Source organism: Lentibacillus cibarius, from assembly GCF_005887555.1.
GTDB classification, from domain to species: Bacteria; Bacillota; Bacilli; order Bacillales; family Amphibacillaceae; genus Lentibacillus; species Lentibacillus cibarius.
This window is the reverse complement of record NZ_VCIA01000001.1, coordinates 2,919,452-2,939,796: the sequence shown is the minus strand read 5'-3', so window position 1 is coordinate 2,939,796 and position 20,345 is coordinate 2,919,452. Positions and strand designations below refer to the sequence as shown.

At 40.5% G+C, this 20,345-nt stretch carries 25 protein-coding genes and 1 tRNA gene; 14 read left to right on the top strand and 12 right to left on the bottom strand.

The window, feature by feature from the left end:
* Positions 1-45 precede the first annotated feature (45 nt).
* From FFL34_RS14455 to FFL34_RS14425, 7 genes are all read left to right on the top strand, one after another.
* Positions 46-321, top strand: a complete 276-nt coding sequence (locus FFL34_RS14455) for a hypothetical protein (protein ID WP_138604048.1) — start codon at positions 46-48, stop codon at positions 319-321.
* A gap of 143 nt (positions 322-464) precedes the next feature.
* Positions 465-1,322, top strand: coding sequence for a DNA adenine methylase (locus FFL34_RS14450; RefSeq protein WP_234031514.1), 858 nt, complete (start codon positions 465-467; stop codon positions 1,320-1,322).
* Complete coding sequence (locus FFL34_RS14445) at positions 1,300-2,586, top strand: type II restriction enzyme (protein WP_138604046.1); 1,287 nt, start codon at positions 1,300-1,302, stop codon at positions 2,584-2,586. The genes FFL34_RS14450 and FFL34_RS14445 overlap by 23 nt, the downstream gene beginning before the upstream one ends.
* 218 nt (positions 2,587-2,804) lie before the next feature.
* The gene (locus FFL34_RS18335) at positions 2,805-2,978 is read left to right on the top strand and encodes a hypothetical protein (RefSeq protein WP_171046391.1); all 174 of its coding nucleotides are present in this window, start codon (positions 2,805-2,807) and stop codon (positions 2,976-2,978) included.
* Between the two features lie 45 nt (positions 2,979-3,023).
* Complete coding sequence (locus FFL34_RS14440; RefSeq protein ID WP_138604045.1) at positions 3,024-3,470, top strand: FlaG family protein; 447 nt, start codon at positions 3,024-3,026, stop codon at positions 3,468-3,470.
* A 133-nt stretch (positions 3,471-3,603) separates the two neighbouring features.
* Positions 3,604-3,810, top strand: a complete 207-nt coding sequence (locus FFL34_RS14435; RefSeq protein WP_171046390.1) for a helix-turn-helix domain-containing protein — start codon at positions 3,604-3,606, stop codon at positions 3,808-3,810.
* 1,222 nt (positions 3,811-5,032) lie between these two features.
* On the top strand, positions 5,033-5,569 hold the full coding sequence (locus FFL34_RS14425) for a site-specific integrase (protein WP_138604042.1): 537 nt from the start codon (positions 5,033-5,035) through the stop codon (positions 5,567-5,569).
* Between the two features lie 827 nt (positions 5,570-6,396).
* Here the strand turns inward: FFL34_RS14425 and FFL34_RS14420 are convergent.
* The 4 genes from FFL34_RS14420 to FFL34_RS14405 all read right to left on the bottom strand — a co-directional run bounded on the left by FFL34_RS14420 (position 6,397) and on the right by FFL34_RS14405 (position 8,664).
* Complete coding sequence (locus tag FFL34_RS14420) at positions 6,397-7,308, bottom strand: tyrosine-type recombinase/integrase (protein ID WP_138604041.1); 912 nt, start codon at positions 7,306-7,308, stop codon at positions 6,397-6,399.
* A gap of 67 nt (positions 7,309-7,375) precedes the next feature.
* Positions 7,376-7,447 (bottom strand) — tRNA-Val (locus tag FFL34_RS14415).
* Positions 7,448-7,608: 161 nt separating this feature from the next.
* Complete coding sequence (locus FFL34_RS14410) at positions 7,609-8,286, bottom strand: DUF421 domain-containing protein (RefSeq protein WP_138604040.1); 678 nt, start codon at positions 8,284-8,286, stop codon at positions 7,609-7,611.
* Between the two features lie 129 nt (positions 8,287-8,415).
* The gene (locus FFL34_RS14405) at positions 8,416-8,664 is read right to left on the bottom strand and encodes a hypothetical protein (protein ID WP_138604039.1); all 249 of its coding nucleotides are present in this window, start codon (positions 8,662-8,664) and stop codon (positions 8,416-8,418) included.
* A gap of 224 nt (positions 8,665-8,888) precedes the next feature.
* Here FFL34_RS14405 and FFL34_RS14400 point away from each other — a divergent pair, with 224 nt between their 5' ends.
* The 4 genes from FFL34_RS14400 to FFL34_RS14385 all read left to right on the top strand — a co-directional run bounded on the left by FFL34_RS14400 (position 8,889) and on the right by FFL34_RS14385 (position 11,489).
* On the top strand, positions 8,889-9,614 hold the full coding sequence (locus FFL34_RS14400; RefSeq protein WP_138604762.1) for an alpha/beta hydrolase: 726 nt from the start codon (positions 8,889-8,891) through the stop codon (positions 9,612-9,614).
* A 98-nt stretch (positions 9,615-9,712) separates the two neighbouring features.
* Positions 9,713-10,231, top strand: a complete 519-nt coding sequence (locus FFL34_RS14395) for a YjcG family protein (RefSeq protein ID WP_138604038.1) — start codon at positions 9,713-9,715, stop codon at positions 10,229-10,231.
* Positions 10,228-10,653 carry a GNAT family N-acetyltransferase gene (locus FFL34_RS14390; RefSeq protein WP_138604037.1) on the top strand — a complete coding sequence of 142 codons (426 nt, stop codon included), beginning with the start codon at positions 10,228-10,230 and terminating at the stop codon, positions 10,651-10,653. The genes FFL34_RS14395 and FFL34_RS14390 overlap by 4 nt, the downstream gene beginning before the upstream one ends.
* A gap of 134 nt (positions 10,654-10,787) precedes the next feature.
* On the top strand, positions 10,788-11,489 hold the full coding sequence (locus tag FFL34_RS14385) for a YetF domain-containing protein (RefSeq protein WP_138604036.1): 702 nt from the start codon (positions 10,788-10,790) through the stop codon (positions 11,487-11,489).
* Between the two features lie 59 nt (positions 11,490-11,548).
* Here FFL34_RS14385 and FFL34_RS14380 read toward each other — a convergent pair whose 3' ends face one another.
* The 3 genes from FFL34_RS14380 to FFL34_RS14370 all read right to left on the bottom strand — a co-directional run bounded on the left by FFL34_RS14380 (position 11,549) and on the right by FFL34_RS14370 (position 12,358).
* Positions 11,549-11,791 (bottom strand): hypothetical protein, encoded by a 243-nt coding sequence (locus FFL34_RS14380; RefSeq protein ID WP_138604035.1) that lies wholly within the window; start codon positions 11,789-11,791, stop codon positions 11,549-11,551.
* Positions 11,792-11,852: 61 nt separating this feature from the next.
* Complete coding sequence (locus tag FFL34_RS14375; RefSeq protein ID WP_138604034.1) at positions 11,853-12,044, bottom strand: hypothetical protein; 192 nt, start codon at positions 12,042-12,044, stop codon at positions 11,853-11,855.
* 86 nt (positions 12,045-12,130) lie between these two features.
* The gene (locus FFL34_RS14370) at positions 12,131-12,358 is read right to left on the bottom strand and encodes a hypothetical protein (protein WP_138604033.1); all 228 of its coding nucleotides are present in this window, start codon (positions 12,356-12,358) and stop codon (positions 12,131-12,133) included.
* 210 nt (positions 12,359-12,568) lie between these two features.
* Between FFL34_RS14370 and FFL34_RS14365 the strand changes: the two genes are divergently transcribed.
* Positions 12,569-13,024: a CotY/CotZ family spore coat protein gene (locus FFL34_RS14365; RefSeq protein ID WP_138604032.1), complete on the top strand. Its 456-nt coding sequence runs from the start codon at positions 12,569-12,571 to the stop codon at positions 13,022-13,024.
* Between the two features lie 486 nt (positions 13,025-13,510).
* Here the strand turns inward: FFL34_RS14365 and FFL34_RS14360 are convergent, their stop codons facing one another.
* Positions 13,511-14,017 carry a CotO family spore coat protein gene (locus FFL34_RS14360; RefSeq protein ID WP_171046389.1) on the bottom strand — a complete coding sequence of 169 codons (507 nt, stop codon included), beginning with the start codon at positions 14,015-14,017 and terminating at the stop codon, positions 13,511-13,513.
* Positions 14,018-14,104: 87 nt separating this feature from the next.
* The gene (gene mgtE / locus FFL34_RS14355) at positions 14,105-15,463 is read right to left on the bottom strand and encodes a magnesium transporter (protein ID WP_138604030.1); all 1,359 of its coding nucleotides are present in this window, start codon (positions 15,461-15,463) and stop codon (positions 14,105-14,107) included.
* A gap of 297 nt (positions 15,464-15,760) precedes the next feature.
* Here mgtE and FFL34_RS14350 point away from each other — a divergent pair, with 297 nt between their 5' ends.
* Both FFL34_RS14350 and prpE read left to right on the top strand, forming a co-directional pair.
* Complete coding sequence (locus FFL34_RS14350; protein ID WP_234031513.1) at positions 15,761-16,945, top strand: FtsW/RodA/SpoVE family cell cycle protein; 1,185 nt, start codon at positions 15,761-15,763, stop codon at positions 16,943-16,945.
* Positions 16,945-17,679, top strand: a complete 735-nt coding sequence (gene prpE / locus FFL34_RS14345; protein WP_138604028.1) for a bis(5'-nucleosyl)-tetraphosphatase PrpE — start codon at positions 16,945-16,947, stop codon at positions 17,677-17,679. The genes FFL34_RS14350 and prpE overlap by 1 nt, the downstream gene beginning before the upstream one ends.
* Before the next feature lie 188 nt (positions 17,680-17,867).
* Here prpE and FFL34_RS14340 read toward each other — a convergent pair whose 3' ends face one another.
* Genes FFL34_RS14340 through FFL34_RS14330 form a run of 3 tightly spaced genes read right to left on the bottom strand, consistent with a single transcriptional unit; the run spans position 17,868 to position 20,197 of the window.
* Entirely contained in the window at positions 17,868-18,749 is an 882-nt protein-coding gene (locus FFL34_RS14340) for an RluA family pseudouridine synthase (protein WP_138604027.1), read from the bottom strand.
* Between the two features lie 23 nt (positions 18,750-18,772).
* Positions 18,773-19,579 (bottom strand): NAD kinase, encoded by an 807-nt coding sequence (locus FFL34_RS14335; protein WP_138604026.1) that lies wholly within the window; start codon positions 19,577-19,579, stop codon positions 18,773-18,775.
* A gap of 12 nt (positions 19,580-19,591) precedes the next feature.
* Complete coding sequence (locus FFL34_RS14330; RefSeq protein WP_138604025.1) at positions 19,592-20,197, bottom strand: GTP pyrophosphokinase; 606 nt, start codon at positions 20,195-20,197, stop codon at positions 19,592-19,594.
* Between the last annotated feature and the right edge of the window lie 148 nt (positions 20,198-20,345).

The following is a 20,345-nucleotide window of genomic DNA, read 5'->3' as shown; positions in this document are numbered from 1 at the left end:
GAGGGTCACTCCTCTCCCCTATTATTTTAAAGGAGTGAATGACGTATGAAGGAAAAGACAGCTCTTAAAGTAAGAAGGTTTCTTCCTAAGAAATATAAAAATAAGGTTGAGGGTCTTATTGTTGAATATGGAACCATAGTTGAAAATTTTGAGAATGGTCTTATTGATTTTGAAACAGCACAAGTTCAATCGAGTGAGTTATTCAAGGACGCTATTTCAAGACGTTTAATTGCTGAAAAGAACGTTTATGAAATAATGGAGCTTATTGAACACAACAGAGACACTTTCCATTATTTGAAGGAAAAACAAATTCATAAATGATACATTCGACTCAAGACTTTTTGTCTTGGGTCAATTTTTTTGTTATATTATTAGCTTGGTCAATTTTAATGTTTATGTGTATAATAGAAATTGATATTATAGAATAGAAAATATGTTCGCATTTATATAGGAGTTGTATGAAATTGGCAAAAGCAGTAAAAAACAAACTAACACAACCCTTTTTGAAATGGGCAGGGGGAAAGAGACAATTACTCCCAGAAATAAGAAAATATATTCCAAAGAAATACAATACTTACTACGAGGCATTTGTTGGAGCTGGAGCTGTTCTTTTTGACCTTCAACCTAAACAAGCTGTTATAAATGACGTGAACAAGGACTTAGTCAACGTTTACAATGTTATAAAATACAATGTCGAGGAGTTAGTTGAGGACTTAAAAAAGCATGAGAATGACAAAGACTATTTTTATGCTATTCGTGATTTAGATAGACAACCAGAATACGAGGAACTCTCACCAATAGAAAAAGCCTCACGTCTGATTTACTTGAACAAGACGTGTTTCAACGGTCTTTTCCGAGTAAACAGTCAAGGTCAATTCAATGTTCCTTTTGGTAAATACAAAAACCCCCAAATAGTAAATGAAATTGTGTTGAAAGCTGTTCATAATTACTTAAATGTAAATGACGTTACTATTATGAATGAAGACTTTGAAACTGTTATTCAAGACGCTAAAAAAGGAGATTTCCTCTATTTTGACCCTCCTTATGACCCAGTTTCAGACACTTCTTCCTTTACTGGTTACAGTCTTGACGGTTTTAATAAGAATGACCAAGTACGGTTGAGAGACACTTTTGTTGAGTTAGACAAACGAGGTTGTAAGGTTTTATTAAGTAATTCAGCGACTGACTTTATTAAAGATATTTACAGCGATTTTCATATTGAAATAGTATCAGCAACCAGAAACATTAATTCAGTAGCGTCAAAACGAGGAAAAATTGATGAAGTGCTGGTGATGAACTATGACCCTAACAAAAACGGATAAAGCATGGGAAGTATTATTTGACCGTCATAATATAATACAAAACGTTCAACATAATGGTTTCCATGAAATCAAAGCAAATGAAATAAGGAAAGAACGTGAACCAAGACTAATGGCAAAGTTTGACCATTTCAGTCACTTACCTAAGTTATTTAAGGAAAACGGACTGTCAATTCTACCAATTTCACGTTCAAGTTATATAATTGGAAACTTTGACGTTTATGAGAAAGTTTCATATAACCAGAAAATCAAACCAATACAAGTTGACTTTCCTCCAGACATAACAACAATTGACCCTACTAACCTTTATTCTGAAAGCTCAGCTCTCCATTGCGCTCACGTTACTGGAATGATGGAAAGTGTTTTAGGAGAGGAGTCATTTCAGACTATTTCTGGGAGAATGAGTTCAAAAGAGTTTGATTTTAATATAAGAACACGTCAAGGAACTGACCGACTTATACAAATTAAAAATTCACAAGTTGAAATTGACGGAGGTTATGAAAGTCCAAGTCAATTTATGATAGTTGAGGCAAAGAACGAGACTGTTGACGACTTTCTTGTCAGACAAATATATTACCCTTATCGACTTTGGCAAGCAAAGACTCCAAAGCAAGTCAAACCAGTCTTTTTCACTTACTCAAATGATATATTCAGCTTTTTCGTATATGAATTTACTGACCCTATGAGATATAATTCATTAAGACTTGTTGAACAAAAAGACTTTATTATTGCACACGAGGAACTTGAGCTTGACGACATTATTGAAGTGTTTCAGTCCGTTCAAACCGTTCCAGAACCAGAAGTTCCATTCCCACAAGCTGACGACTTCACAAGGATAGTTGACCTTTTGGGGTTACTTGTTGAGAATGACTTGAGTCGAGAATATATCACAAGTAATTATGACTTTGACGTGAGACAAACTGGTTATTATACAACAGCTGGAATGTACTTAGGTTTAATTGAAAGATACCGTGACGAGAACAGACAAGTAATGTTTACTCTCACACGAGCTGGAAGACAAATAATGAGGCTGAAAACAAAAGATAAGTTCTTGAAGTTGGCTGAGTCCATTCTTGCTCATGAACCATTCAAACAAGTCTTAGCTGAGTATTTTCAGACCAGCTCCCCTCCAGAACGAGAACGAGTTGTAGAAATAATGAAACGTTGCAACCTATATAATGTTAATTCTGAAAGTACATATTTTAGACGAGCGTCAACTGTTATGGGTTGGATAAATTGGATATTAGAACTTCCAGAAACTTATTAAATGAGCTGACTATGTGTTGGCTCATTTTTATTGTCACAACGTTTACTCTCTCACGTTGGACAAATAAACACAAAATTACTCTTTACAGTAATAGGGTAATCGTGTTAAAGTTAAGACAATAATAATCGAGTTTGTTCTTAACAACGTCAATCAAATGACGCTGGAGTCATGGACTAGAAAAGCTCTGGACTCGATTAATCAATAAGGAGGTCATTCAAATGAATGTACTAACAACACAAGAGGTTCTGGAAATGATGAGCGACGGGCTGGGAGAAGAATTTGAAACAATGGAGCTAGGTTTCATTGAAATTGACGAATACGCTCAAAAGCTCGGTTATGTTTTCGACGAGGACTCTGAAACGTACCACAAAGCAACAAACGTCCTTGATTAAGGTCAATTCGTTGAACTAAATCGTTTAAGGGGAGAGGTTAGAATTATGTTCAAAACTAAACTAGGTAAAGTTGCAATTGCTGGAGTTGTTGGAGTTAGCTTATTTGTTGGTGGAACAGTTACACAAGCAAGTCTGGACGTTCAAGGTCTCGTCTCTAGTTGGTTCGATAATCAAAAAGGTTCCATTCAACAAGAATTTGAGTCCGTTGCTGACCAAAAACAAGCTACAAAGACCACAGCTATTGAGGACGCTCTGGAAAACGCTGAACAACAGTTGAACTCTACAAAACAAACTGTTCAGAGTAATTTTGAATATAATTTACAAGAACAACTAGACTCAAAGACAGCTGAGGTCATTCAAGAAATTGAGGGTCAGACAGCACTAACTGAACAAGAAATTCAAGACATAAGAACCCAAGTTTATTCACAAGCTCTGAATGAGTTTGACACTCAAATTGAAAGTTTACTCACTCCAGATACGTCGGGGGAGTAATTCGAGAACGGACATATAATTCATTGAAAGAAAAAGGATATTTTCATCATTAGGGGAAAACGGTTATATGCTGTTTTCCTTTTTGCGTAATTTTGGTATATTGAATAAGGTACATATTGAGAGGAGAGTAAAAATGATAGTTCAATTGAAAGTAGCTCAAATACTATTGGATAGGAAAATGAGTCAAAAACAACTTTGTGAAATGACTGGAATAAGACCAGCAACAATAAATGCAATAGTGAGGAATAACACGGATAAAATCAATTATAAACACTTAGCAATGATTATGACAGCTCTTGAAATCAATGACTTTAATGAAATCTTTGAACTTGTGGAATAGTTTTAAAGGTCATTGTGAGTAACTTTTTCACGTCTTATGACAAAGTTTAAGGAGCGTCAAACCGTTGGGGGACAAGGAAATGAGACATTGTCGTTTGACTGGTTTGTTTTAATGAAGTTATTAAAAATGAACATAAAACACGCTGAACCCTTCCCACAGAGACAGCTCCTCAAAAACTCAATTACCTCCATTGCTCAAGACCCTCTCACACGCTCTGACATACCTTCAAAATATGCTCTCAAATCAGCTCATGTTCTAACCTCAGAGGAACAAATAGAGACGCTCAGAGGCTCTTTGTATTATCATGAGACCCAAACCCTTCAACAACATGGGAAACACTCTGATTATTATAAATGACCTCCTCTCCCCACTCTCCTCTGACTCTCTTTAAAACTAACCGAACTTAACACAATGATTAGTTTGTTACATTAAGAGAAAACGTTGGAACTCTTGTCGCTCAACGGTTTGACTCACGTTCGACTCAATGAATGTAACATAACAATGACTCAAACAACGACTCAAAGAAACAATAAGTTACATTCAGAGAGACTCAAGGAACACTCCAGACAGAAAACAGAGACTCAAGGAATGACTCAAAGAAAAGACGCTCAAAAGTTCAAAGACTAACTCAGAGGGGGTACACAAGGGGGACTGGGGGTTGGTTCTCCTAGCTCTAAGCTCTACAATTGACACACAAAATTTTCAAAAGTTGGGTAATGAAATATGACATTTTTGTGTCCGTAAAGGGTAATGGTAAAATATGTCGAATTAATGTAAATAGAAAGGAGAGGAAAACATGTCTTATGAACTACGTTGTCCAGTATGTAAGAAACATTATGAAGACACAGACCGAGTTGTTTTAGACGAAATAAACACAGTTATTCACGAACATTGTTACACACTCCAAAGTAATCCATTTCAAATCACAGACAAAGGAACTTGTTATTTCATTTTAGCAAAATATGAGTTCTTCCATGAATTACTCCCAGAATAGAAGGGTCGAACAGAGACCCTACTCTTTTCAAATGTTGGTTATTGACCAATGTTATTTTTTATTTTATAATATTACTCAAATAAGTAATTAAGTAAAGGGGTAATATTGAATGACTAAACTTGAGGAGCAAAAGAAGGCTCTGGGATACTTACTGGTTGACGACAACGAGAAAGACCGTGTTATCCATGAGAACGCTCTGGAACAAATCAAAAAGGAGTTGAGTAAATAATGAAGTTCGTTCAACCTATTCGAGACAAAGAGAAAATCGAACTCATGAAACAAAGTTTCAACAATGAAAGAGACCGTTTCTTATTCATTATGGGAATAAACACAGCCTTGAGGGTCTCAGACCTCCTTCAACTCAAGGTCAAAGACGTGAAAGGAACTCACTTGAAGGTGATTGAGTCAAAGACTGGTAAATTAAAAAGACAAATCATTTCAATGACTTTGAGGGAAGAAATAAACGAATATACCAAAGGTATGAACGAGGAAGACGTTTTGTTTCCGTCAAGGAAAGGAAATAACAAACCTCTTTCAAGGGTTCAAGCATATAGGATATTGAACAGAGTCTCTGAACAAGTTGGACTGGAGGAAATAGGAACTCACACTCTCAGAAAGACGTTCTCCTATTGGTATTACAAACAAACAAAGGACGTTGTCACGGTTCAACAACTCCTCAACCATTCAAGTCCAGCTGTTACCCTCCGTTATATTGGAGTCAATCAAGACGAAATGGACGAACGGTTGAAAGACTTTTCATTGTAGGGTTGTGAAATTGTGGTTCAACTACAATAGATAATGACAAGGTTTTTCTCATAACTCCTCTTAATAAAACTCCGTTCAAACTGGTCTTACCGAGTCGGACTCGTTAAAAACGTTGTAAGTCCAGTTTGTAAAACCCTTGACCTTAATTGGTTGAGGGTTCTTTTTTTTATGTTCCAAACTACGCTCCTATATATGTTCCTATGTATGAACATTTCATTATGAACATAGACAAACCTCAAATCCTCGAACTTACAGCGATTTACTAACTTGTAGGAATAAGAGAAGGCTCACCAGAGTAAAGAAATTGACCCAAAATGGTACAATTTTTTAATGACCCTAGTATAAAATTTGTACCAAAAAGGGTCAAAAACTTTACAGTATATAAAACAAGATAGATATTATATATAACTAAATAGAGTAAACCTCGCTCGTTTCACTCGCTCGGTTGGTCGCTAACGCTCCCCTATATTGAGTTAATTCAAAAATAATTCAAGAATAGTAATATATGAACCTTTGAACCCTCGCTGTTGAACCCTCTCACTTTGTCGTCACTCACTCTCTAGCTCTTTCCTTCATATCACTACAAATGATTGAAACAGCGTCAATTCTTGTTGTCCAGTTGGTTGAAATATATTAAGTGAAATATGGTCGGAGTTATATTCAAGGCTATATCTTTAAATATATCCATTCTGAGACGTTCTGAGAGGGTTTGGAGGGGTATGGGTCTCATAATTAAACAAAAGGCTGAGAGAGGCTCTGAATAACTCATTTAAGTAATTGAGTAATAAAAAAAGGAACTGTCATAAAAGGACAGCTCCTCAGTTGTATTAAACGAGGTCATTTAATGGATTGTGTTTGTCCAGACCTTCTTTGAGTTCATGAGCAAAATAACCAACATACATTTGAGTTGTTTGTATCTTTGAATGACGAGCTAACAACTGGGACTCTCTCAAATTGGAACCATTTTTGAGTAATTCTTTAATAAAGTAAGCTCGGAGACCGTGAGGACAAAACCTTGAAGTCAAACCGAGTCTCTTTTTCAATCGTTTGAATAGGTTCTGAATGGCTGAATATGAGAGAGTTTTTCCTTGTTCCGTCACAAACACACTTTGAGGTAACTTATTGAATTTACGCTCCAGAAACAACCTCCATTCAAGTAATTCACGAGCAAGAGACTCACTTAATGGAACGCTTTGAGTTGTTCTTGACTTGCTCTTTCTTATTTGAATTAAGGACTCGGAAAAGTCAACGTCAGACCATTCAAGACGAGTTATTTCACTCAGTCTCATTCCAGTTCCTATCATAGTCAACATTAGAACATAGTTTCTCCTTGAAGTGAATGAGTCCTCACGTCTCTTTGACCGTCTCAAGTGAGACAAAACAGCTCTCACGTCCTCAGTCGTTACAATTTTTGGTTGAACGTCTTCTCTCATTGCTTTTATTCCGTCGGTCAACAACGTCTCAGTCATTTTCTCAACGTATAACCAGCGACAAAAGACCCTCAACCTTTTGAGTTTAGTATTGACCGTGACTGGATTGTTTTCAAGCTCCTCTAAACAATACATGAGATATTGTTTCAAGTGACGTTTATTCAAGTCCTCCAGTTGTTCTATTCCTTGTTCAATCATGTAACTATTGAACCCTCTGAAAAACTCCTCATACGCTCTCAAAGTATTCTCTGTCAAACCTTCAAATTTCTTGTCCAACATGAACTCCTTAGTAATGCTTTCTAATAACATAAAAATAGCCTCCTATAAGTACCGAGTTGGACTCACAAGAGACTATTTTGCAACTGAAATAAGAGTATGACCCTTACTGGATTTGAACCAGTGACCTCTTGCCTGTCAAGCAAGCGTTCTCCCGCTGAACTAAAGGGTCGTAAAATCAACTGAGAACTGTCAAGCATGCGCTCTCCCAGCTGAGCTACGGAATCGTTTATATTATTTGCTGTCGACAAGTATTACTATATAAAATATAGCGGGTTATGTCAATATGTTTTTGATATTTTTCACTGGAATTCAGCAAATAACTCGCAGGCCTTATGAGGTGTCTCCCTTTCCTGTGTCAACTATAAGGGAATAATCATTGGCTGTTAAGGCTGCGTAGAAAATTTCATCCAGATCAGCGTATCCTTCTTTTTCTAATTTTTTTCGCAGCCATTGCTCTTCCACATCAATATGAGCCAAGTTCTCATATTGAATCTTTCCTTCGATAACAACCGCCAATGGCATGCCTTGATAATCCGCCTCAATACCCAGTTGATCCGGAGTTATAGGGGAGGCTCCCTGTTTTGGGATGACACTTATACCACCACTTGGTTCGATTAATGCATAGTCAATCGCAGTTATATCCGGATACCCTTTTTCCCGGACTTCTGAGAGGATTTCAGTCAGGGAGAATTTAGAGCCCTTTAAATTGGCACGAACTAATTTACCATGTTTAATAACAATCGTCGGCTTACCGGTGAAAATTCTGTTTAGCCAGTTGATAAGCATTAATCTGGAAAAGCCGATATGTACAAGACCAATCACAATCAACCCAACAATGGTATGAGTGAAATTCTTGGACACCACAGGGCCTGCTGCCAATGAGATAACAAAAAAGAGCCCGGTTAAATCATGCGCTGTCAGTTGCGCGAACGCGGATTTACCCATCAGTCTGATAGCCACAATCGTCACGAAATACAAGGCAATCAATTTTCCTAGAAATAACAGCATAAAACGACTCACCTTTAAAACCTTGGTAAGGATTAGTATGAACCTTTCCCCATTAAAATATTCTGATAAAGATGGCTCTCCCTGTGGAAAGCCATCTATTTTACTGTAATGTTTCTCTGTATCCCTTTACTATTGCATTTGCTGCGTTCCGGCAGTATTTTGCAATTGGTTTACTGCCTGCTGCATATTCATGTTATTGCCACCGGATTGCATTTGATTCATCATTCCTTGCATTTGGACATTATTCATGGCATTGGAAATAGCCTGTGGCAAGCGCTTGAAGGTGCCATTCTGCATCCCTTTTCTAATGCCGTATATGGCTGCCCCGGCAGCTCCAATAGCCATGACTGACTTCATCATACCTGAACGATTATTCATGTGAACCATCACCTCTGTCTAAAGATTGTCCCCATGCATTTATTCTTGATAATACTCGCGGAACTATCCTGCTCATTAATTTCCAAACAGACCAGCCTCCTCTTACGCAATTGTTTCACCATGCAAACAACTAGATGAAAAAGTAAGCCATAAAGTGATATGATAGACATGGCGTTGCATTTTAACGGACAACATAAAACTATACGGAAAATGAGGTGTTCACCATCGGACGAAAAGGAACGATGCTTGAAGAACAGATTGAAAGTCACCATCTAAATGAAACCATGACAGTAAAAATTTATCTTCCCGAAGCTTTTACACCTTTTTATAAATACCATCTGTGCATCATGCAGGACGGTAATGACTATTACCAGCTCGGCCGGGCAGCAACATTAAGTGACCAGATGCATGAAGATGGAGATATGGAACACACCATCCTTGTCGGTATCCATTACAAGGACAAGTATGACCGACGGGAAAAATATCACCCGGCCGGCAGTCAACAGCAAGCCTATATGAAATTTCTTGTGCAGGAGGCCGTGCCTTTTTTGGACAAGCTTTTGCCGACTTACTGTATGGGACAGTCCAGGGCATTGATTGGCGATTCGCTTGCTGGAACACTTGCACTGATGACGGCCTTGAAATATCCGAACTCATTCGGTTATGTAATCATGCAGTCGCCATACGTTGATGCAGCAGTGCTTGAAGCGGTAAAAAAGTCTGAAACGCGGCAGCAAGTTTCCATTTATCACACCGTTGGCACCGCTGAAACAGCCGTTGCAACTACAGATGGCGGTAAAGCTGATTTCGTAGCGCCGAATCGTGAACTGAACCAATTGCTGCAGGAAAAAGGACTCCCGTATACCTATCACGAGCTAGAAAATGGTAATCACACTTGGAAGTACTGGCAAAGCGACTTACAACACGCCTTTTTATCCCTTTTCAATTAAATTAACAAAAATTTCAGGACGTTTATCTTTCTTAACTTGCCCAGTTTTTGTTATAATATGGGGTATACTTATAACAAATGAAATAAGGAGGTTTTGCAATGAAGTACGGGATTGTTATTTTTCCATCAAAACCCATCCAAGATAAGATCAACTCCTACAGAAAACGCTATGATCCGCATTATGCACTTATCCCGCCACATTTGACGCTTAAAGAGGAATTCGAAGCTGATGATGATCAAATTGAAACATTAATAACCGAATTGAAGCACATTGCCAATGAGACAGATCCATTTTCAATCAATGTCAATAAGGTGAGCACATTTGCTCCGGTTACGAATACGATTTATTTAAAGGTAGAACAGACCAAGGAATTATTCGATTTGTCCGAAAGAATGCATACGGGGAAATTCCCGGGTGAACGGACATACTCCTTCGTGCCGCATATCACGATCGCACAAAAATTGTCAGACGATGAATACTCGGACATTTACGGCAGCATCAGTATGCAAGATGTCCAACTCGAGGATAAGATCGACCGCTTCAACCTTGTTTATCAACTTGACAATGGTATCTGGACAGTTTATGAGACATTTGTATTCGGGAAGGAATATGTATGAAAATAAGACAAGCAACCACATCCAAAGAAAAGGATGATGCCTACAGTGTCCGCACAATCGTGTTTGTCAAGGAACAGCATGTACCGCCAGAGATAGAAATCGATGAATACGATGAGACTGCAATTCATTTAATCGGCTATGAAAATGATGAGCCGATTGCCGCTTCCCGGGTTCGCTTTACCGATAACTGCGGTAAGCTGGAGCGCATTTGCGTCCTTCATAACCAGCGAGGCAAATCTCGCGGGTCTCAAATGATTAAGGCTATGGAATCGCTTATAAAAGAAAATGGTTACAAAAAGGCAAAATTGAATGCGCAGACACATGCCATCGAATTCTATCGACGACTAGGCTATGAAGTCGTTTCCGATGAATTCATGGATGCAGGCATCCCACACGTAACAATGGTCAAAACATTAACCTAACGAGAGCAATCCTTTCACATCGAAAGGATTGCTTTTCGTATTTCCCGGCATCTCCCGTCTTCTTTGCTTGTCGTGCATGACTTTTCATTCTATGGGTAAGCTAACTAATGAACATCAAGAAGGGGGTACATGCATTGGGCGAGTATTTTTTTATGTTTATAGATGTCGTATTTGGGTTCATTGCCCTATTTTTGCTTGTGAAGTTTCTCGGGAAATCACAGCTTAATGCGCTGACCCCGTTTGATTTCATCTCAGCCATTATCCTTGGTGAATTTGTGGGAAACGCATTGTTTGATAAAAAAGCCGGAATTACCGAGATGGCATTCGTTATCGTACTATGGGGGCTATTATTATATATAGTCGAAATGATTTCCCAGCGCTACAAAGGAAGCAGGGGATTTCTGGAAGGACAGCCCTCCATTGTTATTTATCAAGGTCGTCTTATGTACGATGCGCTGAAAAAGAACCGCTTGGATATCAATCAATTGCAGCATTTACTTCGGGATAAAGATGTATTTTCTATGGAAGAAGTGGAATATGCTTTGTTGGAAACGGACGGCAAGGTATCCGTCCTCAAAAAATCAGATTATCAAACCCCGACAAAATCTGATATGAACATCCCACCATCACCTGTAAAGCTTTCCAGAACCCTTATTAGCGACGGTGAAGTAATCCATGATAACCTCAAGGAGGCAAAGCTAACCGAACAGTGGCTCATGCAAGAATTGAAACAGCAGAATTTTTCATCGGTGGAAGAAGTTTGTTATGCCGAATGGCAAGAGGACCAGCAAAAGTTGCTTGTTATGCCCTATTATACCAATACTAATGACGAATAGCGTTCCCGGCCTATTTTCCGAGAACGCTTTTTGTGTTTCTGAATTCTTTCGTATAGATATCATACCAGCTGGTTGATATGGCGACCTTTTCCGGTTATTTCTGTATAGATAGCTTCGATATCTGTAGGGGTTGTAAGGATTAGTGGAACATCACGCTTTCTTCCTTTATCTGTATTTTGGTATTTCGCGACTGGAATCGTTTTGTTTGGTTTATCGATGTAAAAAGGATTGTGTTTATCTTTTGTTACACGTCGTTGATAATCCCGATACTGATAATGATTGACTGGCAACAGGTATCCCATACAACAACCCCCCCTTTACAACATTGGCCTTTCACTAATCTATACCCTATAAAGGCAACAATTATTCCATTCTACGTCCAAATTCCTCCATTATCTTCTCTATATTCGTCATCCACTTCATAAATTCCTTGTTCCACTCATGCATTTCTTCCTCAAAGGTGAACATATCTTCTTCCGGCCAACGGAACCAATCCTCATTCTCAGCCAGTTGACGCTCCATCTCATCCAGTAGATCCATCAACCGTTCATGCACATGGCTCCCCCTCTCTCTAGTGTACCTGTTAGTTGCTGCACACCATTTTCCGACGTTAGTTCTTGTGACCTCTAAAGCAAGTCGTTCTAAATCCAAGAGAACCGGCGCCGGTCTCCATGATCATCATCACGGTCATCGGGATTTTCGTCATGATGGATATGTTTTGTATCTGTTGATTTTTTCCCAGCATCATACTCCTCTGTTACCCGCGGTCTAAAAAACGGATCTCTTCGGGGGTGACTTGGTTCAATGTAAACATTATCTGCTTTAATCACCAAATCCTTTACATGGATAACTTTTTTGTGATCAGACATGACAGAAACACTCCTTGCGATTGGAATAGGCTCGAATTCAGTCTATGCAAATGCTTTCATTTCGTATAGACATATGCCCCAAACCCCACGAAAGTCATTCAATCAAAAAGAGATTCGTCAAATGGAGACATGCGCCCACACCTTATCCCCATCAACACATACCCTGTTAGGGACACCATGTCAATTACAGAAAAGAAAGGGGAATTATTCATGGGTTGTGGAAAGCATCATGAAACAGGAAATTGTGTCTGCGATATTTTAAAGGAAATAGCTAACGCGCAGCAAGATGTTGTTGAGAATTGCTGCTCTACTAGCTGTGAACAATCAGTGAGCGATTTGCTTGGTGAAACAGAACCCGGAAACGGTCTGGATACGGTACCTGTCATCCTGTACTGTGAAGGCAGCTGTGAACCATTTAAAGGATTCGGTGCCAATCCGGACGATATTGGTGACATGATGGCCAGCTTCTACTTCCGGGTTAAACGGGTGGATGATGACTGCTGTGCAGTTTTAGAACTGCTTAGAGACCCAGAAGACACCAATAACAATCCTGACAATCCGGTTACGCAGGATACTAATCCATTGTGCGCGACTGGAATCTGCATGACAGTTGACTTGAATTGCTTCTGCCACGTCACTTGCCTTCCAGCAGTGAATGCATTTTAAAAAAGCATACTAAAATAGCCCCGGGTATAACCGGGGCTTTTTTTCTAACGTTAAAAAGCATCTTATTTTATCATCATATTTTATATATAATGCGACATAAAGTGCTAAGTTGATTTCCGTTCCAGCCAGTCACTTTCACCACAGGCATAAGTGCGACATCTGCTCAATCTCGCACTTTCGCAGTGTCTTCGGGCATAAGCCCGAGGAGGCTCCCCCCGCGGAAAGCGTAGTGTATTTCCGCAGCGGTGGTTAACATTCATAAAAAATCATGTTGCAGTTCATATCTTTTGCGTCAAGAAATAACCTTTTAGAAAACAGCTTTTATATTTATCAAGGTTGTCGGGTGCAATAGTTAGAAGCGTTTCAAGTTTATCACAGGGCTTGATTTTTTGGTGCGAAGGTTGATTTATAACAAAAACTGCGGCATCCGCTTGTTAGACGAAGCGGATGCCGCAGTTTTCTAGTACTATGCGATTTAGGAGCAGTCTAAAACCCTACCATTCGTATATCATTAATCGTATCAAAAGCTATTTTCATCGGGGCTGGTCGTCTTCCTACCCGCATGAATACTGTGCCATCTTGATAGTCGGTAATTATACCGCGGTAGCGTCGCTCATCCGTTCGAATTTCACAGCGCATTGCCGGGACATGCTTTGGTGTATTTAAGAAATAATCAATACGTTCAGTGAGCGACATATCTTTGAATTGCTTACGTGTTTCCTCACTCTCTTGTTCGGTTTCATCTTCTGTTTCTTCGTTCATTTCCGTCGTTTCTATTTGTTCGGCTTCTTCTTGTTTGTCATCTGCAACTTGTTTCGAACTATCACCCCGATCTACAGGGCGTGTTGCTTTCTTTTTGGCTTTCTTCCACTTTTCTCTTGATCGCTGTTGTTTTGGTGTCATGTAACGGCTCTGCATCGGTGCTTTCGGGGTTCCGATATTTGGTTGCTGAATGTACAGTAATGGGCTTTTGGCACTTTGCTTTTTTCCCATTTCCACACGCTCCTTTGTATCCATTCGTCACGTTATTATATGAATGGACTTTTGAATGTGTGTTTGCCCATCAATCACCGAGTTGCTTTATTTAAGAAATTGCATAAATGTAGTTGCCAAACCAAAATAAATCAGAATCGAAATAATATCGTTGATTGTCGTGATGAACGGACCTGACGCAACAGCCGGATCAATATTAAATTTATGCATAAACACAGGCACAAGCGTCCCAGCCAGTGTGGCAACAATGAGTGTTATCATAATCGATAAACCGACTAATAATCCAAGGAAAATGTCGGTTTGCCATAAATAGACAACACCGGTGATAACCGCACCGCAAACTATACCGGTAATTAATCCCGTAGTAGCTTCACGCAAAATAAGTTTCAATTTGCCTTGCTGACTGAAACTTCCCGTTGCCAATCCACGCACAGCAACCGCAAGCGACTGGGTTCCGGTATTCCCGCTCATGCCGGCAATCAATGGGATAAAAATAGCCAGCACAGCCACTTCGCTTAGAGTGTTTTCGAATTGGTTAATTAGACTCGCTGTCAACATCCCTAAAAAGGACAAGATAATGAGCCATGGCAGGCGTTTCTTCGCTGCAGCAAAAGCTCCATCTTGAGGGCGATCTGTATCAGTTACACCGGCCAACTTGGAGTAGTCATCACTTGCTTCCTCATCCATAACGTCTAAAATATCATCAAATGTAATAATTCCAAGCAAGTGGTGTTGGAAGTCAACAACAGGCAAGGCCAGAAAGTCGTAATCGCGCATCACTTGAGATACGTCTTCCTGGTCTTTTCCAACCGATACCGCAAACACATTTTTATTCATCAAATCAGCAATGCGGACATCCCCCTCGGCAACAATTAAGTCCCTTAAGGACACGACGCCGACCAGATGTTTGTCTTCATCAATGACGTATAAATAATAAATGGTTTCAGCGTCCGGTGCTTCAGCTTTAAGGAATTGCATCGTATCTTTCACAGTTTTCGTCTGATAAACGGCCACGAACTCTGTGGTCATGATGCTTCCGGCGGTTTTCTCTTCATAGTGCAGCAGTTCTTTTATTTCATCGGCATCTTTTTTTTCCATCATCGTCAACAGACTGATGACAATTTCTTTTTCCAGCTCATTTAGAATGTCGACCGCATCATCCGTTGCCATTTCACCGATGACCATCGCTGCAAAACGTGGATCCATTTCCGTTATGAATGGTTTGATATCCTCCAGTTCAATATGTTCCATAAAATCAGCGGTTTCATTCGGTGAAAGGTATGTATATATACGTTGCCGAATGTTCTCCTGCTGTTCTTGAAAAAACAAAGCCTGGTCATATGGATGCATGGTAAGGTACTTCTCACGGAACGATTCCATTTCATCATTATCAATGAGTGCATGCAGTTCCTCCCATTGACGGTCGTATGTGTCTTTGTTTTCCATAAAAATCACGTCCTTCCACACGGACTCATTATACCATTCCGTGTAAATTTCCGAAAACGTTAATCATTTTTCCCACAGCACTTAAATTATCGACTGGTTTCGTGTAAACTGAAGAAAGGTGAATTTATCTTCATCCCATAGTTAATGTTAATTGAACAAAGCCAGGCTTACAGGCAATTGATCCCTTCTTTATCATTTTTGACTCACCCAATTTTTGAATTAGGGATTTTTTTACTGCTCACTATTGATAAAATGATGAAAGCAAGCGAGATTAAACAGAAAGTAAGGTTAAAACTAATGAAAAATCGACTAAATATGGACTATTCCTTATTATCCATTTTAATCCTTCTTGGGCTTATCAGTATACTCACATTATATATTATAGAACCCACCTTGCCGCCAAAGTTCGAGGGGATTCATTTTTGGCTGCAACAGGCTAAATGGTATGTCGGCGGTGGTGTCGTTATAACAGCTGTCATGCTGATTGACTATGATCGTTTCCATCAGATTACCTGGATTCTATACGGCATTGGGATGCTGTCATTGGTGATGTTATTCTTTGGATTCCCCCCCGGAATTGTCCCTGAAGTGAAAGGCTCAGTTGCTTGGTTCCAAATTCCGCTTATAGGGACAGTTCAACCTAGTGAATTTATGAAAGTAATACTTGTTATGGTGCTTGCCCATATCATTGTCAGACATAAGCAGAAATATAGCGAAAAAACAATTAAGATTGATTTGCTGCTCCTTTTGAAAATTGCTGCTGTTGCTGCACCACCGATGCTTCTAATAGCGGTGCAGCCTGATTTGGGTACATTTCTCGTGCTTGGCGCAATCACAGCTAGTTTGGTACTCGTTTCCGGCATCCAATGGCGCATTCTATTTGCCATGTTACTTACGGTCGTTATCGCCGGATTACTTGGGCTTGTAGCGTGGCAGTTGTTCCCCGATGCTGCAAGTGTATTTATTGATATAACAGGGTTTGATCATGTGGCTGGCAGAATTACCGGCTGGCTTAACCCGAATGAAAACCCGGATGATAGCTATCAATTCATTAAAGGTATGCTTGCCATCGGGTCCGGGCAGCTATTCGGCAAGGGCGTCAGTAGCATGGAAGTTAACGTACCTGAGCAGCATACTGATATGATATTCACTGCCATCGCGGAGCAGTTCGGATTTATCGGCTCAAGCATTGTCATTACCCTATTTTTTCTGTTGATTTACCGGTTGGTTTATATTGCACTCCAAAGTAATGATCGTTATGGAACCTATCTTGTTACAGGAATGATTGGTATGTTCGCTTACCAAATTTTCCAGAATATCGGTATGTCTATTCAGCTGCTACCGATCACGGGATTGCCGCTGCCTTTTTTAAGTTACGGCGGTAGCTCGACCCTTACGTATTTGCTGGCAATCGGGATTGTACTCAACGTACACTCACGGACGAAAGAATATATGTTTGAGGAAGCTAGGTGGTATGATTAATGAAATACGATGTAATTGGGGACGTACATGGGTGTTTAGATGAACTGACACAGCTTTTTTCCGCTCTCGGCTATCGATGGGAACGTGGGAGATTTGTGCATCCCGACGGGCGGATACCGGTTTTTCTCGGTGACATTACCGACCGGGGACCACAGTCGATGGAGACGATTCGGCTAGTGTATGCGATGGCTGCTGATCAACAGTATGCCCGTTATATTCCAGGTAACCATTGCAATAAACTGTACCGCTATTTTCTTGGCAACAACGTGCAATTGAAACACGGTCTGGAAACGACGGCAGCGGAATATAAGGAACTACCTGATGCGGAACAATTCCGCATCAGACAGCAATTCATGACACTATATGAAAATGCCCCACTTTATCTGGAGCTCCCGGATGTTGAGGCGGTTGTGGCACATGCCGGGATAAAAGAAGATTATATTGGTCGCTATGACAAAAAGGTGAAAACATTCGTCTTATATGGTGACATCACTGGTCAGTTTGACGACCACGGCCGCCCAATCAGACGCGACTGGGCACAGCATTACCACGGGGACCGCTGGATTGTTTACGGACATACGCCGGTAAAAGCGCCACGAATGGTCAATCAAACCATTAACATTGACACCGGCTGCGTGTTCGGGAATCAATTGACCGCTTTCCGCCTACCGGAAGCAGAAACCGTTTCCGTCCCGTCCAAGCAACCTTATGTGGAAGAAAAGTTTTCAACGTGAATAAGGAACTCAATGCCGCACCGATTATACTTAAAGAGGTTGGCACAGAAGTTTGCTGATTGCCTCAAGTTTACAGAGAACTGGCTTAAGTTGTCACAATTTCGGCTCAAGTTCACCATATATCCGCTCAAACTGTCACAAATCTGACAGAGTTTTGCTCATCATTCCCCTGGCATTTTTCATTGCCGTCATTCCGGTTGAAGCAACTGACTTATATCAGAAGGCATGGCGGCGGTAAAATGCATCGGTTCTTTCGTAATCGGATGGTAAAACTGTAGCTGATGGCAATGTAATGCTTGTCGCATGATGCGGTCGACCGCCCCACCATATAAGTCATCACCAGCGAGCGGATACCCAATATAAGAAAAGTGAACCCGTATCTGGTGTGTTCTCCCTGTTTCCAACTTTACATCAACTAGCGTGTGACCTTCTATTTCCCTGATCACTTCATAATGCGTTACAGCACGCTGACCATCCGCCGTAACTGTTCGTTCGATGATGGAACCTTCTTTGCGCCCTATCGGCTCATTGATGGTTCCTTTTTTTGGTTCCGGATGCCCTTCAACAACGGCATAATACGCCCGAGATACAGCCCCCTCCTTTTGTGCCTGTGATAAAATCGAATGGCTCCAACGATGTTTGGCAATTAGCATTAGTCCGGATGTCTGCCGGTCAAGCCTTGTGACAACGTGGAATGTATAAGGAAGCCCGTGCTTTTCGTAATGAGCGAGTACCCCGTTAGCAATCGTCCCGGATGAGTGCAGACGCGACGGGATAGAGACAATTCCCGCCGGTTTGTGCAGAACGAGGACGGCATCATCTTCGTACACAATATCAAGCGGCATTTTTTCCGGTATCATGTGTGACCCCTTTTGCTCAGGTGGGAACGTGATTGTCAAAACGTCCCCAGCATGCAGTATACAGCGAAGTGTCTGCTTTGTTTGATTGACCCAGATTTCGCCCCCGCCATGAATAATGTGCTTAATCAGCCGTCTTGAGAATTTCAATTCCTGTTGCAAATAATACCCGATTTTTGTTCCTTCATGCTGTTTCGTAATGGTCCAATTCATCCCGACGCACCTGCCTCGCCATACTATTCAACATCGTCTGCCACAAAAGAATCCCGCACACGATCCCAAAACGGAAATGGTCGGAAACGTGCGAATCGGACCTGTTCTTTGGCAACCCGACATTGAATTGATTTGACGTTTGCATAGTTTTTACTGAAATGATCCAATGCAATGATAAACGTACGTTCATTCCCGAGTGGTTTCAACATACATGTATGATGCTTCGGTAAAATAAGCGGCGAGCCAATTGTCCGGAACACCCGGTTATTAATCGAGGCCATTTCCGTCAGCTGGATGGCTTCAAGAGACGGATGAATAATCCCACCGCCTAACGCTTTATTATACGCAGTACTGCCGGACGGGGTAGATATACATAAGCCGTCACCACGGAAAGTCTCGAAGTGCGAACCTTTTATTTCCACGTCAAAGACAACTGACCCTTCTGCTGTTTTAATCGTAGCTTCATTTAACGCAAGAAAACGATCTTCTTCCCCGCCGTCTTTTCCGCGAATCGTCACTTCAAGCAGTGGATACTCCACAATTTGGAAAGGCGTTTTAGCAATTTCAATAATCAGCTTTTCTACCTCACCTGGCACCCAGTCGGCATAAAAACCTAAATGACCTGTATGTACACCGATAAACGCTGTCGACTCGAGGCAGTGGATATATTTATGAAATGCCTCCAGAAATGTACCATCACCGCCCACAGAAATAACTAAATCCGGGTTTGTTACATTATGTTCGAGATTAAAATCGGTTAAATATTGTTTCATCGTGGCCTGTATTTTATTGGACCGCTCGTCACCTTTTGACACGATTGCAAATTTCACAATCCGTCCCTCCTATTTTCGATGGAATATCCGTTTTGCTTCTTGTACTTCATTTTTAATCGCTGACATTTCTTCGTCAAGTCTGAAGGCTGCTTCTGCGGCACGCTGCAGTCGAGCTTGAACGTCAGAAGGGATTTTGCCTTTATATTTATAATTCAAAGTATGTTCATTCGTAGCCCAGAAATTCATAGCAAGCGTGCGAATCTGGATTTCTGCCAGCACGATTTTAACACCATGAATCGTTTCCACAGGGTATTCAATTATCATATGGTAGGATCGGTAACCACTATCTTTTTTATGTGATACATAGTCCTTCTCTTCGGAAACCGTAAAATCCTCACGTGATCGGATCATACTGACAATGGCGTATATATCATCCACGAATGGGCAGACAACCCGGACACCTGCTATATCCTGAAGCTCCTCAATCTGACCGAGCGGAACACCTCTCCTCTCTGACTTTTCCAATATGCTTGGTATCGGTTTGACACGGCCGGTTATGAATTCAATCGGTGAATGCTTGGATTCGTATTCAAATTGTTTGCGTATTCCTTTGAGTTTTATTTTTAGCTCTTCCACTGCCTGTCCATACGGGGCAAGTACTGCATCCCAATTCATATTTAACACCACCTGTCAATCTCTTTCCCCTATTATCATAACACATGAAACAGCTTTTCTTTGCATAATTTTGTACCATTCGCCATAATAAATCAATAGACCTTACTGCACAAGCCACCGATGTTATTAAAGAGTGCCAAGCCCCGAA